Here is a 20297-nt window from a genome sequence, read left to right on the forward strand (position 1 = left end):
TCTCTAGCTTAAGCCCCCGCTGACGCTTGGGGTCAGCCAGGGTTTAAATCCATAGTGACGGGTCCAGGCCGCGTCTGCTTCAAAATATGGGCGCAGGTCCGGCATGCCGTATTTCAGCATGGCAAGACGGTCGATCCCCATACCAAAGGCAAAGCCCTGATACTCGTCCGGGTCGATCCCGCAATTGCGCAGCACGTTTGGGTGAACCATGCCGGAGCCGAGGATTTCCATCCAGCTATCCCCTGCCCCGATCTTAATCGTCTGGCCGTCCTTGGTATATTTCACATCCATCTCAGCGCTTGGCTCTGTAAACGGGAAGAAGTGTGGGCGGAACCGCGCCTCGACATCATCGACCTCAAAGAAGGCTTTGACGAAATCAATCAGGCAGCCTTTCAGGTGCCCCATATGGATACCCTTTTCGATCACCAGACCTTCAACCTGATGGAACATCGGGGTGTGTGTGGCATCCCAGTCATTGCGATAGACGCGGCCCGGCGCGATGATGCGAATAGGCGGCTTGCCATTCGTCATTGTGCGGATCTGGACCGGAGACGTATGTGTGCGCAGCACCTTGGGTGCCCCGCCCTCAGGCGCTTCCATGAAGAAGGTATCATGGGTCTCGCGGGCCGGGTGGCCTTCCGGGAAGTTCAGCGCGGTAAAATTGTGCCAGTCATCTTCAATGTCCGGGCCTTCAGCGACAGAGAAACCCATATCACCGAAGATCGCAGCAACTTCTTCAAACACTTGCATGACCGGGTGCAGCGCGCCGACATGCTCGGGGCGCGGTGGCAGGGTCATGTCGAGCGTTTCAGTCGCAAGTTGCGCCTCTAGCGCAGCCGCTTCCAGCGCGCCTTTGCGGATCTCCACGGCTTCAGCCACGCGGTTTTTCAGTGCGTTCAGCTTGGGACCCATTTCCTGACGCTCTTCAGGACTCATACGTCCAAGCGTTTTCATCAGGCCAGAGACACGGCCCTTCTTGCCCAGTTCTGCCACCCGTACAGCGTCGAGCGCAGCCAGGTCGCCTGCGGCATCAATCGCCTTTAGCGCTTCGGATTCGATGGTGTTTATGTCGGACATGAAAAAGCCCCGTCAGTCTTTAAGGACGAACGGGGCCATTTCCGACCCCGCTCAAGGCGGTTCGGATAGCGGAGAAAAGCGCTGGTGTGAACCGGGTTTTAAGCCAGGGCCGCCTTTGCCTTCTCCACAAGGGCGCCAAAAGCTTCTGGTTCGCGGATGGCCAGATCAGACATAACCTTGCGGTCCATCTCGATCCCAGCTTTGCTGAGGCCACCAATGAAGCGTGAATAGGTCATGCCTTCGTCATGCTCGCGGACAGCGGCGTTGATACGCTGGATCCACAGGCTGCGGAAGGTGCGCTTTTTGACCTTACGGCCAACATAGGCGTACTGGCCGGCTTTCCAGACAGCGTCGTGTGCTGTGCGGAATGTATTCTTGCGGCGGCCGCGATAGCCTTTAGCGGCTTTGATGATTTTCTTGTGGCGGGCGTGCGCCGGGACTTTGTTACGTGAACGGGCCATAATCGAGGCTCCTTACTTCAAATTCGGTTCAAACAGGGCTTATTTCAGGCCGTTCGGCAGAAACTTCTTGATGACACGCTGGGTGTCAGCTTTGGCGACAACTTCAGTGCCGCGGTTCTGGCGAATATACTTGCCATTGTGGCTGATCAGGCGGTGACGCTTACCGGCAACACCGTGCTTGAGTTTACCACTAGCCGTAATTTTGAACCGCTTTGCAGCGGCCTTTTTGGTCTTCATCTTCGGCATTTCGATCTCCTGTAGAGCGCTAAGGCCCTGATTTGATGCTATTTTGAGTGCTTAAGGCATGCCGTTTTCGGCCCAAGCACTGCGGAAGCGCGGGTTAAAGCGCAAACAGGGGAGAGAATCAAGCTGAGTCTTCAGCAAGCCTTTGGACGATCTCGATTCCAGCTTTTTCGTATCTTTCCCAAGGCTCAAGAAAACTAGGAGCATCTCTATCGATTTGACTCAACTCTGTATGCTCAGTCTCCGTGACGACAATAATAGGAAGCCTTGCAAGCTTTTGGTATAATTGATCGTAACCAAAACCTGTATTATTTGAGATAAAGCTCCATTGTGCCGCTATAGGGAATGGGTGCTCAGCTTCAAACTTGGCGTTTGGAGAACCTATTAATGCCAGAGCATCTTTTGAGTATAGACTAGCGTGACGTTTAACAGTGTTCATTTTAGAATAATAACGGCCGCATGTCGCATAACGCGATACAACTCTAAGCAAGTAATTGCCGCCACGGCATATTACTCCTGACGCCTCATTCAGTATCAGCAAAGCCTTAAGCTTACTTATAATAATGTCTTGCTCAGTATCCGAAAACTTGTCCAGCTTCCCGAACTGATTCTGATATTCAACTAGAGAGACAATCATTTCACGGGTGACATCACCATGGTCATCTGGCGGCCTTCAAGCTTTGGTTCCAGCTCGATTTTCATGTCGTCTTCAAAGTCGGTTTTGACCTTGTTGAGTAGCTCCATACCGAGGTGCTGGTGAGCCATTTCACGACCGCGGAATCGCAGTGTAATCTTCACCTTGTCGCCCTTTTCGAAGAACTCGCGGATCTTCTTGGCTTTGACCATATAGTCATGGTTATCAATGTTGGGGCGGAACTTGATCTCTTTCAGTTCCTGCGTCTTCTGTTTCTTCTTGGCGGCAGCTTTCTTCTTCTGCGCCTCAAAGCGCATCTTGCCATAGTCGACAATCTTGCAGACCGGGATCTCTTGATTTGGGGAAACTTCAACAAGGTCCATTCCGGCTTCGCGGGCAGCATCCAGAGCTGCATCGATAGGCATCTCGCCCTGTTTCTCACCATTTTCGTCAATCAGAAGAACGCGGGAGGCGCGAATATCGCGATTGGTGCGGGGGCCGGTTGGTTTGGCGCGCTCGGGGCGGCCGTGTGGTCTACGTGCTATGGCTGGTCTCCTATAGTTGCCAATATTGCTTAGGCTAATATGCCTGCTTCGGCGGGGAAATTCAACTTATTCTCCCAGACCGAGCAGGCGGGCATAGACGTTAAGCGTCGCCGTTTGAAGCTGTTTTTTGCTGAAACGGCTCAGAACATGCTGCCGACCGGCTTTTCCCATGGCTGCACGGGCTTCTGGCGGCAGATGAATGAGGGTGCGGATCGCTGCGGCAAGCGCAGTCGCAGAGCCGGGCGCCGCGCGCGTTCCGGTTTGGCCTTCAACAATGATTTCGCGTTGTCCGCCATGATCGGCAACGATCACAGGCTTACCCATGGCTGAGGCTTCAGCAGCGACGCGGCCAAAGGCTTCAGGGCGTTTTGAAGGGGCCAGCACAATATCGGCGAGGGTATAGGCGGCGGGCATATCCTCGCAATGCCCGACAATGGAGACACAACCCGAAAGGCCATGCTGGTCAATCGCGTGGCTTAGTTCGTCTACATATTTCGTGCGGCCCTGATCATCGCCGGGCAGGATTAAGTGCAGGCGCGAGCGCTCTTCACCATCAAGATGCGCCAAAGCTTCAATCGCGACCCCCTGCCCTTTCCAGTCTGTCAGGCGTCCGGGCAAGACCAACCTCAAACGGTTATCCTCAATCGCGATACCCCAGCTTTCGCGCAGGATGGCAAGGCGCGCATCTGTCACCTTGGCGGGGTCAAACGTGTTGAAATCAACCCCGCGCGGAATGGTGACGAGCTTTTCCGCTGGGAGGCCATGAACACTGGCGACATGGGCGGCGGTCCATTCGGAATTGGCGATGACAAGATCGCCTTTAGCCATCACGGAATTATACTTGCGTTTCAGACCCGCTGTGCCGCTATAGGCGCCGTGATAGGTGGTGGCGAAGGGCGTGCTGGTCCGACGTGCAGCGATAAGGGCGCTCCAGGCCGGGGCGCGGGAGCGGGCATGGACCAGGCTAACACCCTGTTCTGAAATAATTTTCTGAAGTCGCGCCGAATTGGCGCGGATGACAAATGGGTTCTTTGAGGCCGCATTCATGGTGATCAGCTCACCGCCAGCCTCTGCAAGCGCAGGTTCGAGCCGCCCGCCAGCGCTTACGACCAATGCTCGCCCGCCTGCGCCTGTAATGGCTTCAGCCATTTCAACGGTCGTGCGCTCGGCTCCACCTGCCGCAAGATCGGGGATGACTTGCAGAATGGTCTTGTCGGAAAGGTCGGGCCAGTTGTCGCTCATCGGTCTATTTGGCGGGTTTTGTGAGGCGACGAAAGGGGGAAATGTGGGTCATCAGGGGTTGATCAAAGGGGTATGACAGGGACATTTGCGGGTATGACTGAATACTTTACCAGCCCGCAGGGCCGCCGCCTTGCCTATCGCTATACCCCGCCGGTTCATGGCCCGACTTTTGTCTGGTTATCGGGGTTCAAATCCGACATGAGCGGGTCAAAAGTCACCCGGCTGGAGGCCTGGGCGATTGGGGCAGGGCATGGCTTCCTCGCCTTTGATTATTCCGGGCATGGGCTATCGGATGGCGATTTTGCCGACGGCACGATCTCGGCTTGGCGTGAAGACGCGTTGGCTGCAATTGAGGCGCATACGGACGGGGCACTGGTTCTGGTCGGGTCCAGCATGGGCGGCTGGATGGCCCTGCTGGCCGCGCTGGCGTTGGAAGAGCGAGTAAAGGCGATGACCCTGATCGCGCCTGCCCCGGACTTTACGCAAAAGCTGATGTGGCCAGAGTTTAATGCTGATCAGCAAGCGGAGATTATGGACAAGGGCTTCACCTTGCGCCCTTCGGACTATGGCGAACCGTACACGATTACGCGTAATCTGATTGAAGACGGTGAGAAGTGGAGTCTGCTCGATGGTCCGATCATGGTGGATTTCCCGATCCGGGTTTTACAAGGCATGGAAGACCCGGATGTCCCGTGGCAACATGCGCTGAAGCTTGTCGATGCGCTTGGTGGCGGCGATGTAATCTTGCATCTCATCAAGGACGGCGATCATCGCCTGTCGCGCGAAGAGGATATTCAACGTTTGATCGGGGTTTGCGGGGAGCTTGCGTCCACTTAAGGCGCAAAGGGTGGGACATGGCAGAGAAAAAGTACTGGTATCGGAATAAGGCTCGCGGTTTGGGAGTGAAAATAGTTCCAGCGAACGCAACAGGCTTTATTGTTTTCATATTTAACTTAGCAGCAATTCTGATAGGGATTTACTCTGTAGGTGGCGTTGCAGATATATTGCCGCCCTACCTCGGAGCCATACTGGCACTAATCGGCCTAGGCCTCTTCATCTACAGCCTGATGTTTAAGACGGACTATTCTTCCGAAGACTGATCTGGGCCTTGTATAATTTAGTCGAAGTCAAAGTTCGCGCCTCCTGCCAAAACGTGACACAGACTTTAGGTGAAATCTGCCTGACCTCCCGGTAAACATTATACAAACGGCCTCTTCACACCAAGGCGTCACATCCCTATTTATGCAAAAGCGTGATAGGCACTATGCGCTAAACAGGGAAAGACGCCGCCGATGGTCGGGGCTATAGCTTCCCATGACGACTTTGGATCGGATGCCGCATGTGGCGGGTTCGTGAAAAAGAAGGAGGACAAAAACGATGGCCAATAAAGCCGCAAGCCGCGCGCTCGCCCTTAGCCCAGAGCAGGGTTTGAGCCGCTATCTCTCAGAAATTCGCAAATTCCCAATGCTCGCCAAGGATGAGGAATTTATGCTCGCCAAGCGCTGGCAGGAGCATGAAGACTCCGAAGCTGCCGAGAAAATGGTGACCTCGCACCTGCGTCTCGTGGCCAAGATCGCCATGGGTTATCGCGGCTATGGCCTGCCCATGGCTGAGGTCATTTCAGAAGGCAATGTCGGGCTGATGCAGTCGGTCAAGAAGTTTGACCCGGATAAAGGCTTCCGCCTCGCGACCTATGCGATGTGGTGGATCCGCGCGTCTATTCAGGAATATATCCTGCGCAGCTGGAGCCTGGTTAAGCTCGGCACCACGGCGGCGCAAAAGAAACTGTTCTTCAACCTGCGCCGGATGAAGGGTGAGATTGATGCGCTCGATAATGCGCAGCTTAACCCTGATCAGGTCAAGCAGATTGCGACCAAGCTGAACGTTCCGGAGAAGGATGTGATTTCCATGAATGGCCGGATGAGTGGTTCGGATGCGTCCCTGAATGCGCCAATGGGCGCTGAGGGCGACATGGAATGGATGGACTGGCTGGAGGATGAAGACTCCAATCAGGCGCAGGAGTTTGCGGATAATCAGGAATTTGATGCCCGTATGGAGCTGCTGCAAACCGCCATGGCTGACCTGTCAGAGCGTGAACAGCATATCCTGCAGGAGCGCCGCCTGACCGACGAGCCAAAGACGCTCGAAGAGCTGTCAGAGGTCTATAATGTCAGCCGCGAACGTATCCGCCAAATCGAAGTGCGCGCATTTGAGAAGCTGCAAAAAGCCATGCAAAAAATGGCCAAGGAACAAGGCCTCCCGATGGGAAATTAGGTCTAAAAAACCTTATTGGGGATCAGGCTTTGCACATAAGGTTTATGAAGGGTCTTTTAGGACAATTTTTGGCTTTGGCTTGAATTGGACTGACCCTTCAGGGACCTTGGCGGCGAGATCATCTACATGAAGGTTTAGGTAGGTGATAAGCCAGCTTTCACTTTCCAATTCCCATTCGATACTCATGTGACCCTTTGTTCTTGAGTATTCTAGTGGAAGCGTACACCGAGATAAAGCCTTAACTTTTGGCTGTTTCGGCTTTCTATTCACTGCACAAACAGCAATATCGGTGCGCTCTGGAAGACCGTAGGATTCGATAACTCTGAATACGGGTGCCATGCTGTCTTCAGACATATTTAGCTTAGGGTGTACTCGAGTAGGAATAATCGTTCCGCTTTGCAGGAATTTGAGTGTGATTGTCGCGTCTAACTCTCGTTCTTGTATTTGAGCAAACCTCTGTTCTGATGACAGCTCACTATCGCTAGTGGCGCAGCTACTTAGGAGTGAGAATATAACAAATATAAAACCGAGCTTATATATAAGTGTCTGCAAGCGCATCAATATCGTCCCCTCAACAGGTTAGACTTCTTGAACATCTTCTCGATCGAATCAAGCGAAGATCCACGGATCGCCCCTTTTGTCTCTATCCGTGAGCGCGATCTGACCGGGCGGGCCGATGGTCGGTTTATTGTCGAGGGTAAGGTGACCCTTGGTATCCTCTTGGAGCGTTCCCGGTTTGCGATTGAAAGCCTGTTCCTGTGTAAGACCCGGTTGCAGCCGCTAGCGGACTTGCTTGCAAAAGTTCCCGCCAATGTCCCGATCTATGTCGCACCACAGGCGCTGATGGATGAGGTCGCCGGGTTTAATGTTCATCGCGGGATTCTGGCTTGTGCCCGCAAGGGGGACGGGCTGTCCCTGAACGATGTTGTGGGTCCGCAAACGCTGCTTGTGCTCAACCAGACCTCCAATCATGACAATGTTGGTGCCGCCTTTCGCAATGCGGCAGCATTTGGTGTAGGCGGCGTTATCTTGGATCAGCAAAGCTGTGACCCCCTATATCGCAAGGCGATCCGGGTTTCGGCGGGGACCAGCCTCTGGCTGCCTTACCATCATGGCGGGACCGGTCTGGCGCAGATCGAGGCACTAAAATCAGCAGGGTATACGATCTGGGCGATGACGCCGCGCGCCGATGCAGCACCCCTGAAAAGCCTGCCTGTGCCAGACAAGCTTGCCATCTTGCTTGGTGCGGAGGGGCCGGGCCTACCCGATCTGATGATTGCTGCGGCAACTGCGGTTCGAATCCCAATGGCGACAGGCTTTGACAGCGTCAACGTCGCCACAGCCGGCGCGATTGCACTTTCTTATGTGTTCAATGCCCGCCAAATGAGCTAAGCAGCCGCCCGGAGAGTAGAGTAAGGGTGAGCTCATGCGCGTTATCGTTACCGGGGGATACGGGTTCATTGGGTCAGCGGTTATTCGCCAATTGGTGAAGGCTGGGCACGATGTCTGGAATGTCGACAAGCAGACCTATGCGGCAAATGCCGATGCGCTTGAGGGCGCGAAGGTTACCAATGCTCATACCTGCATAACCGATCAGGAAGCGATTAAGGCCGTATTTGGGGCCGCGCGTCCTGATGCCGTGTTGCACTTGGCGGCAGAGACGCATGTTGACCGTTCGATTGACGGCCCTGCAACATTCCTGAAGACCAATATTGATGGCACGTTTGCGCTTCTGGAAGCGGCGCTCGAATGGTGGACAAGTGTTGGAAAGCCGGAAGCTTTCCGTTTTGTGCATGTCTCAACTGACGAGGTTTTTGGCGATCTCGGCCCGGAAGACCCAGCATTTGATGCAGACACGCCCTATCGCCCTTCATCGCCTTATTCAGCTAGTAAAGCCGCCAGTGATCATCTGGCTCGCGCCTGGCAGCGAACCTACGGTCTGCCTGTTGTCGTGACCAATTGCTCGAATAATTACGGACCTTGGCAGAATGCTGAGAAACTGATCCCGACGGTTATTCGTAAGGCTCTGTCTGGGGCCGATATTCCAATCTATGGCCGCGGCGAAAATGTCCGTGACTGGCTCTATGTGGAGGATCATGCGCGCGGCTTGATCAAGGCGACCGGGGCTGAGGCGGGGTCGACGCTGCTATTCGGCGGCCGGGCAGAGCTCGCCAATATCGATCTTGTGCGGGAGATTTGTACGCTGCTCGATCGCAAGCGCCCGTCCAACCACCCTTATGCCGATCAGATCGCCTTTGTTACGGATCGCCCTGGGCATGATCGGCGCTATGCCGTCGACCCCTCCAGTGCGGAATCAGCCCTTGGCTGGACGCAGAAACACACCTTGCTACAGGGCTTGGAAGCGACGGTTGATTGGTATCTGGAAAACTTGCCGAACGACGCTGACAGCGATGATCGGCTGGGCTTGGGTCGCAAGGCCTAAGACAAATCTAGCTTATTTGGCGTTGCCCCAGACACGGAGCGGGTCAAAAGCGCCGGTTTCGGCAGCGCGCTGTAGCTCCTGCAATTGCAGGCTGACAGGGCTTTTCGTGTCTTTCGGGCCATTGCCGTAAATCGCAGAATCGAGACGGCAAATCCGCTCGTATAGATTCTCAGAGCGCTCAACTAGATCAAGGAAAAGGTCGGGGAGCCCGCGCCCGCGCTGCGCACTGGCATCAAGCGGTGGATCATCGCGGCGAATGCGATACTTGTCCAAAGCCGCATCAGAGCGCTTCATGTCCCGGTCCTGAACCGCTTTCTGCATAACCAGCCAGCTCGCGGCTTGCATCAGACGCGTCGTCAGCTCCATGCTCCATGCGGCATAGGTCAGTGAAGCTTCGCGTGGCAAGGTTTGCGACAGTTTCCGCCCTGGGCCGTCCAGATAGGCAGCGGTTTCTTCAACCAGAGCCATGCCATCGGTAAAGACTTTCTCGAACACTTTGCCTTCGGTGAAGGTCAGGTCCGGGCCGTCAGATTGCCGAATATGGGTAGGATTGGCCATTACGTCGCCTGCTTATTTCGTCTTGGTCCCAACATTAGGCTTAGACCCCTTCGAAGACCTTAATCATTACCACCAAAAAGTGCGTCCGCTGCAGATTTATGCGCAGATTTTCGATTGAGCTCAGCCTCACATGCCGCAATCTCTGCCCTTAATTCTTCGATCCGCTGGTTCAGTTCGTCAACCGACAAACGCTCCAGATCGACGGGTTTTTCTGGGATTGGCTCTTCTTCATTCAGCATTTTGGGGCTCGCTCACTTTTGATGTGGACACCACGCCACTAGCAAGCCCAAAGTGCCACAAAAGATCAAGATAAAGATAGGGTTCTTATGAGCGACATGATGCAAGCTGTGGTGGTCACTGAGGGAGAGCCCCTCAGTCTTGGGCAGGTTCCAAAACCAGATTGCGGGCCAAATGAGGTTTTGGTCAAAGTGGTCACGGCGGGCTTGAACCGTGCTGATCTGGTCCAGCGGGCCGGGCGCTATCCGCCACCTCCTGGGGCATCACAGATTATGGGGCTGGAGATTTCCGGCGAGATTGTTGCGCTTGGCACAGAGGTTAGCGGGTGGAGCGTTGGTGATCGCGTTTGCGCGCTCCTCGCGGGTGGCGGATATGCAGAATATGCCGCTGTCGATGCCGGCTCCTTGCTGCCAATCCCTGATAATCTCTCCTTTGATGAGGCGGGCGCGCTGCCGGAAGTGATGCTGACAGTGTGGGCGAACGTGTTCGTGCGCTGTGGCTTGCAGGCCGGGGAGATCCTGCTGGTGCATGGGGGAACCTCCGGCATTGGCACGATGGCGATCCAGATGGCCAAGCATATTGGCGCTGGAAAGATCATCGTAACCGCGGGGTCCGACGATAAGTGCGCGGCGGCCAAGGCGCTCGGCGCCGATGTCGCGATCAATTATCGCGAGCAAGACTTTGAAGCGATTGTCCGTGAAGAAGGCGGCGCCGATGTCATCCTGGATATGGTTGGCGGCGATTATGTGCAGAAGAATATCTCGGTCGCCAAAGTGAATGGGCGCATCTGTAACATCGCCTATATGAATGGCCCGCAGGTCAATGTGAACCTCCTGCCATTGATGCTAAAGCGATTGATTTTGACCGGAACAACCCTGCGGGCCCGCCCGGTTGAAGAGAAAGCCGAGTTGCGTAAGGCGGTGGAGGAGACGTTCTGGCCAGCCGTGGCGGTGGGAACCATTAAGCCTGTGATCGATACGATTTATCCCTTCGAAAAGGCTGAAGAAGCCCAGGCGCATATGGCCAAAGGTGGGCATATCGGCAAAATCCTGCTCAGCCGAACCGTATCGTAAGGCTAGTCAGAGCGCCGAGAAACGTTTATGTCTCTATAGGTTAGGACAATTTCTGCTCTGAGACCCTGACCGCCCGGCCTGAAGTGCCGGGCGGAAGCGTTTCTGGGGCACGTTTCAAGGAGGCTGCCATGGCCGATATTTTGATGCCGAAAGCCACAGCTGTCTGGCTGATCGACAATACAACGCTGAGCTTTGACCAGATCGCGGACCTGTGCGGCCTGCACCATCTGGAAGTCAAAGGTATTGCCGATGGCGACGTTGCCGAGAATATGCGCGGCGTTGATCCGATCTCTGGTGGTGAGCTGACCCGTGAAGAAATTCAAAAGGGTGAGGAAGATCCAGATTATCGCCTGAAAACCGCGCCATCTAAAATTGCGCACATCCCGCAGCCCAAGCGTAAGGGCGCGCGTTACACCCCTGTTGCCCGCCGCGGTGACAAACCGGATGCGATTGCCTGGTTTATTCGTAATCACCCAGAGGTGACCGACGCCCAGATCGGGAAACTGATCGGCACAACCAAGGCGACCATCACCAATGTTCGCGACAAGACCCATTGGAACAGCCAGAATATTCGCCCGGTTGATCCGGTAACGCTTGGCCTGTGCTCTCAGATCGAGCTGGATGAGGTGATTGCGAAAGCGTCTGACCGTCGCCGCAAAATGGATGCAGAACGCGCTGCCGCCACAGAAGGCCCGGGCCTTGCGCCAGCCGAAGCCGTTGAGACACCGGAAGCCCCGGTTGCGGAAGAGACTGCACCTTCAGAAGACCGTGAGCTGTCGGCTGACGATATCTTCTCTAATTTCAAGAACTGATCAGAACGAGATCAAATCAAAACGGTCATAATCGGCAACGCTCATGGTGCCGAAGACGTTCTGCTCTATCAGGCCGCGGCGCAGGGCTTGCTCAAGGTTGACGCCGAGGGCGAGATCCTCTGCCGCAACGATGACGACGCGCCGCTGGGTTGGGCGATCTCCGGCGCGGTCCCCGCGATGTTGACCAAGGCTTAGCGCGTACATGATCGGTGCACGCTCAGTTGTGCAATCAGGGCGATACGAGGTCAGGGCATTCGCCACGATCTCACCGCGTTCACGGGCAAGGCGATGATTAACAGCTCTTGGGCCGCCCTGAGAGGCTGTGCCGACGCTGAGGACGGCCTTGGCGCTGCAGAACCGTTGGAAGAATTGTGGTGTGCGCAGGATTTCATTGAACATGATTGGCTGATCATCATTCAAAACCTGGCGATTGGAGCCATTCGCCCACGTATAATCGTCATGCAGGACATAAAGACGGAAATCCGCCGTCAGCCCGGCATCATCAGTGCCCTCAAATGGTTTGCTTTCGCCCCATGTGCCGTTGTCGATGGGCGTTAGCTGTTCACCGCATGCGGCGCGCTCGCCAAGCATCATCTGGTCCCACATCGCCGAGATCGCATAGGATGGGTCATCAGGGCGAATGGCGTTTTCATCCCCATCGCTTGTGCAGATGATTTTGCCCGTCCCGCGCTCGGTGCCGAATGTATCCGGATGGGATTGCGCGGCAGCCGTCATGGCAAGGCTTGCCCAAAGCGCGCCTGAAACTGCGTGAGCGACATGACGATAAAACATGGTGAGATGACCCCTACTTCCGCGGTCAGCCCTAGGCTGATTGAGGCTTTCGCGCAATATCGCGTCTGCGGCTTGCCAAGCAGGGCGGGGTTGGCTTCCATATGGGTAGGGAGGTTCGAATGAGAACATTTGATGAGATTGTCGATCTGGCCGCGCAACATCATGGTGATCGCGCACAGGTTTTGCAGAAGATTGGCAATGAGCACGCGCGATCTGATCTGACTGCGGTGAGTGATGCTGAATATCTATCTCAGATGACGCAAGCCGTCTTCAGTGCCGGGTTCAATTGGAGGGTCATTCAGAATAAATGGCCCGGTTTTGAGACCGCCTTTGCTGGGTTTGACCCCCACCGGGTCGCGTTCTTTTCGGACGAGGATATGGATCGCTTGCTCTCGGATAAGGGCATTGTGCGCAATGGTCAAAAGATCAAAGCAACGCTTGAGAATGCCCGATTCATCGTCGAGACCAAGAAAGAGCATGGCAGCTTTGGTGCGTTTCTGGCGCAATGGCCTGTCGGCGATCAGGCAGGCTTGCTTGCGCATATGGCCAAGCATGGGTCACGCCTTGGTGGGGCAACGGCGCAGTATTTTCTGCGCTTCTCTGGCTATGATGCCTGGATCACGTCTAGGGATGTTTGCGCGGCTCTGGTACGTGAAGGCGTTCTGGATAAGCCGACCGCGACCAGCAAAACTGCGATGAAAAAAGTCGATGAGGCGATTTCTGCTTTGAGCCAGCAGGGCGGTGTTTCGCGCGCATCGGTTTCACGTTTACTGGCCCTGAGTGTTGGTTAGAAGGGTGCCCAATCCTCAGACAAATAAAATCCTCAGACAAATAAGAAGAGGCGCTGACCTTGCGATCAGCGCCTCCTTGGTTTCAATTCCGAATCACAGTAACAAGTTCTTGTGACAGTTCTCATTCGTGATCGGTTTTGATCCCTCGAAACTTCCCGTTCTGCTTTCGCAGTTTTGTTAAGCTTCAACCGTCCAGTTCGCTTTTCAGCGCTCTTTTTGGTCCTGCGTTTCGGCTCGTTCTCCGGTCGCAGATACAGTCCCACCTTACTCACCTAGTCTGAGCAAGACAGACGTCGCGTTGCCTATTCCCCTCATCTCCGCCTGATCTTTTGACGCGACTGTTTCCAGTCTTTGTCTCGTGATCCGGTTTCGTCCGGGCGCGACGTGCTTCCCGCTGTTTTCCCCGGTGGCTGCCGAGGTCCGCTGCGGACAGGTTCAGAATGACTCAGATCGAAAAAGAGTCGAGGGACGAATCGAAAATTATGGTTAATAAGGGTTAATTTTCCACAGAAACGCGAATTCTGTGGATAGAATCCGGATTTTGTTCCGCTTCCGATCCGAATTTTGATGTTTTTAGTCTCCATCCATGCGCAAGGCGGCGACGAAAGCCTCCTGCGGGATCTCGACCTTGCCGAACTGGCGCATGCGCTGCTTCCCCTTTTTCTGCTTCTCCAGCAGCTTTTTCTTTCGGGTCGCGTCACCACCATAACATTTCGCGGTCACATCCTTGCGCAAGGCAGAGATGGTTTCGCGGGCAATAATCCGTCCACCAATCGCCGCCTGAACCGGGATTTTAAACATCTGGCGTGGGATCAGGTCTTTCAGGCGCTCGCACATCTGACGGCCCCGGCTTTCAGCGCGATCACGGTGAACCAGCATAGCCAGAGCATCAACAGGCTCGTCATTGACCAGAATATTCATCTTCACCAGGTTCTCGGCGCGGTGGCCGATAATCTCATAGTCAAAGCTCGCATAGCCGCGCGAAATCGACTTCAGACGATCATAGAAGTCGAAGACGACCTCGTTGAGCGGCAACTCATACTGCACCATGGCGCGATCACCGACATAGGAAAGCTCGGTCTGAATCCCGCGGCGGTCCTGACAGAGTTTCAGGATCGAGCCGAGATACTCATCCGGGGTGTAGATCGTCGCCTTGATCCAGGGCTCGCGGACCTCAGCCACATTGACGACATCCGGCATATCCGCCGGATTATGCAGTTCAATCTCTGAACCATCCGTCATCGTCATCTCATAGACCACGCTTGGCGCGGTCGCGATCAGGTCGAGGTCAAACTCGCGGCTGAGGCGTTCTTGAATGATTTCGAGGTGGAGCAGACCGAGGAAGCCACAGCGGAAACCCATGCCGAGCGCGGCGCTGGTTTCCATTTCCCAAGTGAAGCTCGCATCATTCAGGCGCAGCTTACCCATCGCGGTACGCAATTCTTCAAAATCACCTGCATCCATCGGGAACAGGCCACAGAACACAACTGGCTGAACATCCTTATAGCCCGGCAACGCTTCGTCCGTGCCGCCTTTTTCGGTCGTGATCGTATCCCCGATCGCACAGTCGGCGACTTCTTTGATCGAGGCGACAAAGAAGCCAACCTCACCCGGGCCTAACTCATCAGTATCGGTCGGCTTGGGCCGGAAAGTGCCAACGCGATCCAGCTCATAGGTCGCGCCGGTCTTCATCATTTTGATTTTCTGCTTCTTGCGCATCACCCCGTCAAAGACGCGGACGATAACAACCACGCCCAGATAGGGGTCGTAATAGGCATCAACCAGAGACGCTTTGAGCGGCCTGTCCGTCTCGCCTGTTGGCGGGGCAGGCAGGCGTGTGACGATGGCTTCGAGCACATCCTCAATGCCAAGGCCGGTTTTGGCAGAGATTTCAACTGCGTCAGACGCATCAAGGCCGATTACGTCTTCAATCTGTTGTTTTACAGCCGGAACATCAGCGGCTGGAAGGTCAATCTTATTCAGAACTGGGACAATCTCGTGATCCTGTTCAATCGCCTGATAAACATTGGCAAGGGTCTGGGCCTCAACGCCCTGAGAGGCATCGACGACGAGCAGTGAGCCTTCACAGGCAGCCAGACAGCGGGACACCTCATAGGAGAAGTCAACGTGCCCCGGCGTATCCATCAGGTTCAGCGCATAGGTTTCCCCATCGCGGGCCTTATAGTCGAGCCGCACGGTTTGCGCTTTGATGGTAATGCCGCGCTCTTTCTCGATATCCATCGAGTCGAGCACCTGATCAGACATTTCACGCTCGGTTAGCGTGCCTGTCTGCTGGATCAGGCGGTCGGCCAGAGTCGATTTCCCGTGGTCAATATGGGCCACGATTGAGAAATTACGGATCTTATCACGAGGTGTCATACAGGGGCATATAGCGAGGTCGGAAGCCGCCGCCTAGCAGATTGTGCTGCAACGCCGTATAGCGGGTGAAACATCACCATCGTGATGAGGAGGCGTGCCATGTTCAGGCTGTATAAACGCGATGAGAGCGGGCGGGTCATCGCCTATCATGAGGCCTGGGCTGAACCGCGCCGCCGCCGCATTGTCGAGCACTGGGGTGCCTTGGGGGATGCCGGGCAAACGGAGGTCCATCGTATCTGGTTCTTCCGCTCTCTGGAGCAGCAGTTTGAAGCGATTCTGGGACCAGCCCGCGATATTGGTTTCGAGGTCTTGGAGCCGGGGGACTATCAAACCCTGACCGTGGCCTATCCCGATGAAGCCGATTTCGATAGCGACGCTGCAGCAGACCGGATCAATGAAATCCTTGGCTGGACGGGGCTTGGCTATTGCGAAGATGATGATGACGAGAGCGATGAAATCATCATCACATGCCGGATCGTTGACTATGGCATGGCCAAAGAGGCCTTGATTGAGGCTTTGTCGGACTCTGAATTTGCAGGCTATACGCGTCTGGCTCAGGATTAAGTCATGCGCCTGTCATTGGATAGTATGGGCGCTTAGGGACCTCCATTACCTATTCTTACACAAGTTGAGCTTTGCGCCGCGTCTGATCTGTCGTAATCAGCGCCAATGGCCGACACCAACACACTCATCGATAATACGCCTGACAAGCAGGTTGGGATTACACCTGAAGGCTGGCTGACCGATAGCTGGTATCTGGGTGCGGCTTCGGCTGAGATAAAACCTGGCGCGCAGATCCGCCGGATCATGCTGGGTCAACCCTTGGTGATTGGCCGGAATGCTGCTGGTAAAGCCTTTGCCTTGCGCGATGTCTGTCCGCATCGCCTTGTACCCCTGAGTGCAGGCCGACAAGTGGAGACAGATGGGGAAACCACGCTGGAGTGCCCTTATCATGGCTGGCGTTTCGGGATGGATGGGGTGTGTAAACTGATGCCTAGCCTGACCGGGGATGAGCCCTATGATCCGAGCCGGGTGAAAGTGCGCCACTATCCTGTTCATGAGGCCAATGGCGCAATTTTCGTATTCATCGCGGATAATCCGCGCTTTGAGGGCGAGCCAGATGTACCGCCGCCCGATTTCGGGCCGCTGCCTGAAAAGCCCAAATTCGTCATTGAAGATACATTCAATGCGCACATGGATGATGCGGTTGTTGGCCTGATGGACCCGGCGCACGTGCCTTTTGTGCATAATCAATGGTGGTGGCGACCACCTTCTGTTGGCCTGAAACTGAAAGAAAAGCCTTTCGTGCCAGCTGAGCGGGGTTGGGCGATTGATCGCCACGCCCCAAGCTCAAACTCAAAGCTTTACCGCTGGGTCTTCGGCGACAATGTCGAGACAGAAATCCGATTCCAGCTTCCCGGCTTTCGCTGGGAGATCATTTCCAATGGCCGGGCGCGTTTTCTGACCCTGACTTGCCTGACGCCTGAAGCGCCAAAACTAACCCGGATCACTCAGTTTACATGGTGGACGGGGGCGCCCCTGCTGAATCTCGCCATTCCGGTTGCCAAGCCCATGGCGCGCAAATTCCTGCGTCAGGATGGGGATATGGTCGATCTGCAAAACCTTGGCATGGAGCACCAGAAGTCGATGCTTTGGATTGATGACATCGATATTCAGGCCAAGTGGTACCAGATGCTCAAAAAGGAATGGGCCGCCAGTCGAGCAGATGGCCGCCCCTTCGAGAACAAGGTGAAGGCTAAAACCCTGAAGTGGCGGAGCTAGTTCACCTCTCAGGGATTGTTGTCTCAACTTCGGATCATCCGACATCTCCTAGGCCGCATGCCGAAGATCAGAGCAAAGCCAATGGCGAAGAACCAGCGGAGGAAGCCAAACCCTTTATTGAAGCTCGGGCGTAGCTTGTTCTCGCCATTGCGCTGGAGATTGGCTTCAACTCACGTTCGAGCGTAAAACGGGGCTAACCCTCAATGTTTTTCGGGCTGGCCGCGAAAAGATGGATCAATAAAGCGATTGCCTATCGCGTTGGGACCGGAGCGTCGCCGCGATAATCATAGAAGCCGCGGCCAACTTTGCGTCCGACCCAGCCGGCCTCGACATATTTCACGAGCAGTGGGCATGGGCGATACTTGGTATCGGCAAGGCCATCATGGAGCACTTGCATAATCGACAGGCAGGTATCGAGACCAATGAAATCGGCCAGCGTGAGTGGCCCCATCGGATGGTTCGCGCCCAGCTTCATCGCTGTATCAATGCTTTCAACTGTTCCAACACCCTCATACAGGGCATAGACGGCCTCATTGATCATCGGGACCAGAATACGGTTCACGATAAAGGCCGGATAATCTTCAGCATTGGTCGTGGTTTTGCCCAGGCGGCTGGAGAATTCCAGCGCCATGTCATAGGTTTCCTGATCAGTGGCGAGACCGCGAATGATTTCCATTAGCTTCATCAGCGGCACCGGGTTCATGAAGTGCAGGCCGATGAATTTTTCCGGGCGATCAGTTGTGGACGCGAGTCGGGTCACCGAAATGGAACTGGTATTGGTCGCCAGATAAGTGCGCTCCGGGACAACATTACAAAGCGCGGAAAAGATCTTTTCCTTGATCTCACGCTGCTCGGTCGCGGCTTCAATGGCAAGATCGGCTTCGGCAAACGGGCTCAGGCTGGTCGCCGTTTTGATACGGCCGAGCGCTGTTTGCATATCCTCATGCGTGATCAGTTCCCGTGAAACCTGGCGCACCATGTTTTTTTCGATGGTCGCAACCCCCTTCTCCAGGGCCTCTTGCGAAATATCATTTAGAAGTACGTCATACCCGGCCAGCGCACAAACATGTGCGATACCGTTTCCCATTTGCCCTGCGCCCACCACACCGATTGTTTTGATGCTTGTCATTTGGGCCTCCTGGACCACGTCTTTACTCTATCGCCATAGCTTGCTTGTGCACCGCGGCAAAGCAAGCCCTGACTTTGGTGTATCTTTTGTCTGCGCGTATGTGTCGCGGACTTGCAACAGATAGTTTAGCCCATCGCAGACCTGATTTCATCGGCCAGGTCAAGACGTTCCCAGCTGAAACCGCCATCGGCTTCTGGCGTACGCCCAAAATGACCATAAGCGGCGGTGCGGGCATAGATTGGGCGATTAAGGCCAAGCTTGGTGCGAATTCCACGTGGGCTAAGGTCCATAACCTGCATAAGGACCTGTTCCAGTTTACGTTCGTCAGTGCCGCCGGTGTCATGCAAGTTTACATTGATAGATAAGGGCCGAGCAACGCCAATGGCATAGCTTACCTGTAGAGTGCAGCGCTCGGCTAGGCCTGCAGCAATCACATTCTTAGCGAGATAGCGGCAGGCATAAGCGGCGGACCGATCAACTTTAGTTGGGTCTTTCCCGCTGAAGGCCCCGCCGCCATGTGGGGCAGCGCCACCATAAGTATCAACGATGATTTTACGCCCCGTCAGACCTGCATCGCCATCCGGGCCACCAATCACGAATTTTCCTGTTGGATTGACGTAAAACTTGTCTTCGCTTGGAAACCACCCCTCTGGTAGAACATCCTTAACGACTGGGCGCACCAGTTCGCGAATATGTTCGGCGCTTAGGCCATCTGTATGCTGCGTCGAAACAACCACCGTGTCGACATCCACCGGCTTGCCATTGGAATAGCGCAGCGTAACCTGGCTTTTGGCATCCGGCAGAAACTCGGGGCGCTGACCCGAGTGCCGCAGGTCGGCCATGCGCTTCAGGATCTGGTGTGCATAGACCAGCGTGGCCGGCATAAGTTCCGGGGTTTCAGCGCTGGCATAGCCAAACATGATCCCCTGATCGCCAGCTCCTTCCTCAACATAGGTTCCGGTTCCGGCATCAACGCCGGCAGCAATGTCAGCGGATTGTTCATGTAGCCAGTTATCGAGGTTGAGATTTTGCCAGTGAAAGCCATCCTGCTCATAGCCGATCGACTTTACTGCATCGCGGACAGTTGTCTCAATCTGGTCGACCGGGATGTTGGGTCCACGCATCTCGCCGAGCAAAGCCACGCGATTGGTTGTGGTTGCCGTTTCACAGGCTGCACGAACTTGTGCGACATCAAATCCAGAAGCTTCCGCCTCGCGAAAATACAGATCGACAATCTCATCAGAGATGCGGTCGCAGACCTTGTCCGGATGGCCTTCGGAAACGCTCTCGCTTGTAAACAGAAAATCAGACGGCGTCACAAGCGCACCTCCTTCATAAATCAACTCATAGGGGTTGTAGACCGGTGAGGCTTATCGCAAAGAGCTTTAACTGTCTGTGCCTTTTTGAGCACTCGCTGCCGCCGCCTGAATCGTCGCCAAAAGCGTCTTGCGCAGATCTGCATCGCCGATCTTTTGAAAGGCTGAAACCAGTTCAATCGCTTCCATATCCATGACAGGAAGAATGGGCGGGGCCTCAGATTCTGCAACGGCCATTGACGGCCCTTCGAGCATCTCGCTTACACCCTCAAAGAAGTAAGTGATTGGGACACCCAGCACACTGGCCATATTGAACAAACGGCCAGCGGAAACCCGGTTCACGCCCTTCTCGTATTTCTGAACCTGCTGGAAGGTCAGGCCCAGCTTTTCGCCAAGCTGCTCTTGAGTGAGTTTCAGATCACGGCGGCGCAAGCGCATCCGCATACCGACAATACGGTCAACATCATTAGGGAGTTTATTCTCGGACATAAGGTACGTTTACGGTTCAA

23 protein-coding genes are annotated in these 20297 nt (G+C 54.9%); 10 read left to right on the plus strand and 13 right to left on the minus strand.

Going from position 1 to position 20297, the window contains the following annotated elements:
• Positions 1 to 3: 3 nt before the first annotated feature.
• The 6 genes from pheS to RYZ27_RS13980 form a co-directional block, all read right to left on the minus strand.
• Entirely contained in the window at positions 4 to 1077 is a 1074-nt protein-coding gene (gene pheS, locus RYZ27_RS13955; RefSeq protein ID WP_406680138.1) for a phenylalanine--tRNA ligase subunit alpha, read from the minus strand.
• A 98-nt stretch (positions 1078 to 1175) separates the two neighbouring features.
• A complete protein-coding gene (gene rplT, locus RYZ27_RS13960; protein WP_406680139.1) occupies positions 1176 to 1538 on the minus strand; it encodes a 50S ribosomal protein L20 in 363 nt (120 codons plus the stop codon).
• Between the two features lie 39 nt (positions 1539 to 1577).
• Entirely contained in the window at positions 1578 to 1784 is a 207-nt protein-coding gene (gene rpmI, locus RYZ27_RS13965; RefSeq protein ID WP_070960108.1) for a 50S ribosomal protein L35, read from the minus strand.
• 118 nt (positions 1785 to 1902) lie between these two features.
• On the minus strand, positions 1903 to 2418 hold the full coding sequence (locus RYZ27_RS13970) for a hypothetical protein (protein WP_406680140.1): 516 nt from the start codon (positions 2416 to 2418) through the stop codon (positions 1903 to 1905).
• Positions 2415 to 2960, minus strand: a complete 546-nt coding sequence (infC, locus tag RYZ27_RS13975) for a translation initiation factor IF-3 (protein WP_406681787.1) — start codon at positions 2958 to 2960, stop codon at positions 2415 to 2417. The genes RYZ27_RS13970 and infC overlap by 4 nt, the downstream gene beginning before the upstream one ends.
• A gap of 66 nt (positions 2961 to 3026) precedes the next feature.
• Positions 3027 to 4202, minus strand: a complete 1176-nt coding sequence (locus tag RYZ27_RS13980; RefSeq protein ID WP_406680141.1) for a glycosyltransferase family 4 protein — start codon at positions 4200 to 4202, stop codon at positions 3027 to 3029.
• Between the two features lie 72 nt (positions 4203 to 4274).
• Between RYZ27_RS13980 and RYZ27_RS13985 the strand changes: the two genes are divergently transcribed.
• From RYZ27_RS13985 to rfbB, 5 genes are all read left to right on the plus strand, one after another.
• Positions 4275 to 5039 (plus strand): alpha/beta hydrolase family protein, encoded by a 765-nt coding sequence (locus RYZ27_RS13985; protein WP_406680142.1) that lies wholly within the window; start codon positions 4275 to 4277, stop codon positions 5037 to 5039.
• A gap of 17 nt (positions 5040 to 5056) precedes the next feature.
• Entirely contained in the window at positions 5057 to 5302 is a 246-nt protein-coding gene (locus RYZ27_RS13990; protein WP_406680143.1) for a hypothetical protein, read from the plus strand.
• Positions 5303 to 5579: 277 nt separating this feature from the next.
• Entirely contained in the window at positions 5580 to 6476 is an 897-nt protein-coding gene (gene rpoH / locus RYZ27_RS13995) for an RNA polymerase sigma factor RpoH (protein WP_406680144.1), read from the plus strand.
• A gap of 588 nt (positions 6477 to 7064) precedes the next feature.
• Positions 7065 to 7868: a TrmH family RNA methyltransferase gene (locus RYZ27_RS14000; protein ID WP_406680145.1), complete on the plus strand. Its 804-nt coding sequence runs from the start codon at positions 7065 to 7067 to the stop codon at positions 7866 to 7868.
• A 34-nt stretch (positions 7869 to 7902) separates the two neighbouring features.
• The gene (gene rfbB / locus RYZ27_RS14005; protein WP_406680146.1) at positions 7903 to 8919 is read left to right on the plus strand and encodes a dTDP-glucose 4,6-dehydratase; all 1017 of its coding nucleotides are present in this window, start codon (positions 7903 to 7905) and stop codon (positions 8917 to 8919) included.
• Positions 8920 to 8931: 12 nt separating this feature from the next.
• Here rfbB and RYZ27_RS14010 read toward each other — a convergent pair whose 3' ends face one another.
• On the minus strand, positions 8932 to 9477 hold the full coding sequence (locus RYZ27_RS14010; protein WP_406680147.1) for a DUF1465 family protein: 546 nt from the start codon (positions 9475 to 9477) through the stop codon (positions 8932 to 8934).
• Between the two features lie 59 nt (positions 9478 to 9536).
• Positions 9537 to 9716, minus strand: a complete 180-nt coding sequence (locus tag RYZ27_RS14015) for a DUF1192 domain-containing protein (RefSeq protein WP_406680148.1) — start codon at positions 9714 to 9716, stop codon at positions 9537 to 9539.
• Positions 9717 to 9803: 87 nt separating this feature from the next.
• Between RYZ27_RS14015 and RYZ27_RS14020 the strand changes: the two genes are divergently transcribed.
• Complete coding sequence (locus RYZ27_RS14020; RefSeq protein WP_406680149.1) at positions 9804 to 10787, plus strand: NAD(P)H-quinone oxidoreductase; 984 nt, start codon at positions 9804 to 9806, stop codon at positions 10785 to 10787.
• Between the two features lie 128 nt (positions 10788 to 10915).
• Positions 10916 to 11599: a DUF1013 domain-containing protein gene (locus RYZ27_RS14025; protein ID WP_406680150.1), complete on the plus strand. Its 684-nt coding sequence runs from the start codon at positions 10916 to 10918 to the stop codon at positions 11597 to 11599.
• Here RYZ27_RS14025 and RYZ27_RS14030 read toward each other — a convergent pair whose 3' ends face one another.
• Positions 11600 to 12391, minus strand: a complete 792-nt coding sequence (locus tag RYZ27_RS14030; protein ID WP_406680151.1) for a hypothetical protein — start codon at positions 12389 to 12391, stop codon at positions 11600 to 11602. It lies immediately after the preceding gene.
• A gap of 119 nt (positions 12392 to 12510) precedes the next feature.
• Between RYZ27_RS14030 and RYZ27_RS14035 the strand changes: the two genes are divergently transcribed.
• The gene (locus RYZ27_RS14035; RefSeq protein ID WP_406680152.1) at positions 12511 to 13182 is read left to right on the plus strand and encodes a DNA-3-methyladenine glycosylase I; all 672 of its coding nucleotides are present in this window, start codon (positions 12511 to 12513) and stop codon (positions 13180 to 13182) included.
• A gap of 573 nt (positions 13183 to 13755) precedes the next feature.
• Here the strand turns inward: RYZ27_RS14035 and lepA are convergent.
• Positions 13756 to 15561 (minus strand): translation elongation factor 4, encoded by a 1806-nt coding sequence (lepA, locus tag RYZ27_RS14040; protein ID WP_406680153.1) that lies wholly within the window; start codon positions 15559 to 15561, stop codon positions 13756 to 13758.
• A 99-nt stretch (positions 15562 to 15660) separates the two neighbouring features.
• On the opposite strand from lepA, the gene RYZ27_RS14045 reads away from it, so the two are divergent.
• Positions 15661 to 16125, plus strand: a complete 465-nt coding sequence (locus tag RYZ27_RS14045) for a hypothetical protein (protein ID WP_406680154.1) — start codon at positions 15661 to 15663, stop codon at positions 16123 to 16125.
• Positions 16126 to 16230: 105 nt separating this feature from the next.
• On the plus strand, positions 16231 to 17343 hold the full coding sequence (locus tag RYZ27_RS14050) for a Rieske 2Fe-2S domain-containing protein (protein WP_406680155.1): 1113 nt from the start codon (positions 16231 to 16233) through the stop codon (positions 17341 to 17343).
• Positions 17344 to 17593: 250 nt separating this feature from the next.
• Here RYZ27_RS14050 and RYZ27_RS14055 read toward each other — a convergent pair whose 3' ends face one another.
• The 3 genes from RYZ27_RS14055 to RYZ27_RS14065 all read right to left on the minus strand — a co-directional run bounded on the left by RYZ27_RS14055 (position 17594) and on the right by RYZ27_RS14065 (position 20277).
• Positions 17594 to 18472, minus strand: a complete 879-nt coding sequence (locus tag RYZ27_RS14055; protein WP_406680156.1) for a 3-hydroxybutyryl-CoA dehydrogenase — start codon at positions 18470 to 18472, stop codon at positions 17594 to 17596.
• 125 nt (positions 18473 to 18597) lie between these two features.
• Entirely contained in the window at positions 18598 to 19791 is a 1194-nt protein-coding gene (gene metK / locus RYZ27_RS14060) for a methionine adenosyltransferase (protein WP_406680157.1), read from the minus strand.
• 66 nt (positions 19792 to 19857) lie between these two features.
• Positions 19858 to 20277 carry a helix-turn-helix domain-containing protein gene (locus RYZ27_RS14065; RefSeq protein ID WP_406680158.1) on the minus strand — a complete coding sequence of 140 codons (420 nt, stop codon included), beginning with the start codon at positions 20275 to 20277 and terminating at the stop codon, positions 19858 to 19860.
• Positions 20278 to 20297: the final 20 nt, after the last annotated feature.

This window comes from Hyphomonas sp. FCG-A18, from assembly GCF_045287255.1.
In the GTDB taxonomy this organism is placed as follows: domain Bacteria; phylum Pseudomonadota; class Alphaproteobacteria; order Caulobacterales; family Hyphomonadaceae; genus Henriciella.

Excerpts from the sequence above, each read along its gene's own strand:
- RYZ27_RS14010 (WP_406680147.1), bottom strand. The coding sequence starts at position 9,477 with ATGGCCAATCCTACCCATATTCGGCAATCTGACGGCCCGGACCTGACC.
- RYZ27_RS14050 (WP_406680155.1), top strand. The coding sequence starts at position 16,231 with ATGGCCGACACCAACACACTCATCGATAATACGCCTGACAAGCAGGTT.
- RYZ27_RS14065 (WP_406680158.1), bottom strand. The coding sequence starts at position 20,277 with ATGTCCGAGAATAAACTCCCTAATGATGTTGACCGTATTGTCGGTATG.
- RYZ27_RS14025 (WP_406680150.1), top strand. The coding sequence starts at position 10,916 with ATGGCCGATATTTTGATGCCGAAAGCCACAGCTGTCTGGCTGATCGAC.
- RYZ27_RS14055 (WP_406680156.1), bottom strand. The coding sequence starts at position 18,472 with ATGACAAGCATCAAAACAATCGGTGTGGTGGGCGCAGGGCAAATGGGA.
- RYZ27_RS14045 (WP_406680154.1), top strand. The coding sequence starts at position 15,661 with ATGTTCAGGCTGTATAAACGCGATGAGAGCGGGCGGGTCATCGCCTAT.
- RYZ27_RS13970 (WP_406680140.1), bottom strand. The coding sequence starts at position 2,418 with ATGATTGTCTCTCTAGTTGAATATCAGAATCAGTTCGGGAAGCTGGAC.
- rplT (WP_406680139.1), bottom strand. The coding sequence starts at position 1,538 with ATGGCCCGTTCACGTAACAAAGTCCCGGCGCACGCCCGCCACAAGAAA.
- pheS (WP_406680138.1), bottom strand. The coding sequence starts at position 1,077 with ATGTCCGACATAAACACCATCGAATCCGAAGCGCTAAAGGCGATTGAT.
- RYZ27_RS13980 (WP_406680141.1), bottom strand. The coding sequence starts at position 4,202 with ATGAGCGACAACTGGCCCGACCTTTCCGACAAGACCATTCTGCAAGTC.
- rpmI (WP_070960108.1), bottom strand. The coding sequence starts at position 1,784 with ATGCCGAAGATGAAGACCAAAAAGGCCGCTGCAAAGCGGTTCAAAATT.
- RYZ27_RS14020 (WP_406680149.1), top strand. The coding sequence starts at position 9,804 with ATGAGCGACATGATGCAAGCTGTGGTGGTCACTGAGGGAGAGCCCCTC.
- RYZ27_RS14035 (WP_406680152.1), top strand. The coding sequence starts at position 12,511 with ATGAGAACATTTGATGAGATTGTCGATCTGGCCGCGCAACATCATGGT.
- rfbB (WP_406680146.1), top strand. The coding sequence starts at position 7,903 with ATGCGCGTTATCGTTACCGGGGGATACGGGTTCATTGGGTCAGCGGTT.
- lepA (WP_406680153.1), bottom strand. The coding sequence starts at position 15,561 with ATGACACCTCGTGATAAGATCCGTAATTTCTCAATCGTGGCCCATATT.
- RYZ27_RS13985 (WP_406680142.1), top strand. The coding sequence starts at position 4,275 with ATGACAGGGACATTTGCGGGTATGACTGAATACTTTACCAGCCCGCAG.
- RYZ27_RS14015 (WP_406680148.1), bottom strand. The coding sequence starts at position 9,716 with ATGCTGAATGAAGAAGAGCCAATCCCAGAAAAACCCGTCGATCTGGAG.
- RYZ27_RS14030 (WP_406680151.1), bottom strand. The coding sequence starts at position 12,391 with ATGTTTTATCGTCATGTCGCTCACGCAGTTTCAGGCGCGCTTTGGGCA.
- rpoH (WP_406680144.1), top strand. The coding sequence starts at position 5,580 with ATGGCCAATAAAGCCGCAAGCCGCGCGCTCGCCCTTAGCCCAGAGCAG.
- RYZ27_RS13990 (WP_406680143.1), top strand. The coding sequence starts at position 5,057 with ATGGCAGAGAAAAAGTACTGGTATCGGAATAAGGCTCGCGGTTTGGGA.